Source organism: Bartonella sp. AP57NXGY (assembly GCF_042195805.1).
Classification (GTDB): Bacteria; Pseudomonadota; Alphaproteobacteria; order Rhizobiales; family Rhizobiaceae; genus Bartonella.
The window spans coordinates 1-653 of record NZ_JBHIOZ010000560.1 but is presented as its reverse complement, the minus strand read 5'-3'; the positions used below and the strand labels follow the sequence as shown (position 1 = coordinate 653).

Genomic DNA, 653 nt, shown 5'->3' with positions numbered 1-653 from the left:
TTTGGAAATCCTCTTGGAACCAAACGCCCGACGCCCGCACGCATTCCCATCCATTCAATGAGATCATCAGCTTGACGATTAAAGATTCGATCAGCAGTATCTTGCCAACTTAAGCCTTCTGATAAATTAAAAGTCTTGGCATCAACAATACCACCCTCTCTGTAACGTTGTAAACGAACACCCTTACCGCGATTCATTTCTGGTATTTGTTCAATAGAAAAAATAAGCATTTTGCGGTTTTCACCAACTACAGCAACATGATCACCATTTACTTGAACACAAAGCTTTACCTTATCAGGAGCTTTCACATTCATCACTTGCTTTCCTTTTCGTGTATTGGCGATCACTTCTGCAGAAGAAACAATAAAGCCATTTCCGTGAGATGAAACCAAGAGCAATTTTTCCTCAGCGTGATGCACAAAAGCTGTGAGAATATCGTGCTCATCATCCATATCGACTAAGAGACGAATAGGTTCACCATGTCCCCGCCCTCCAGGTAAATTATTTGCACCAATAGCAAAAAACTTTCCACCCGTACTGATCAGCACAATCTTGTCGGTCGTAAATGCTGGAAATGCTAACTTTAAACTGTCTCCTTCTTTAAAAGAAAGTGCTTTATAATCGTTCAAGTGTCCCTTCAAAGCACGCATCCA

Annotated in this window: 1 protein-coding gene; it reads right to left on the bottom strand. The window is 41.2% G+C overall.

Annotated features, from left to right (window positions below):
• A partial coding sequence (locus tag ACFIL8_RS12035; protein ID WP_375690008.1) for a DNA gyrase C-terminal beta-propeller domain-containing protein occupies positions 1-653 on the bottom strand: 653 nt, incomplete at both ends.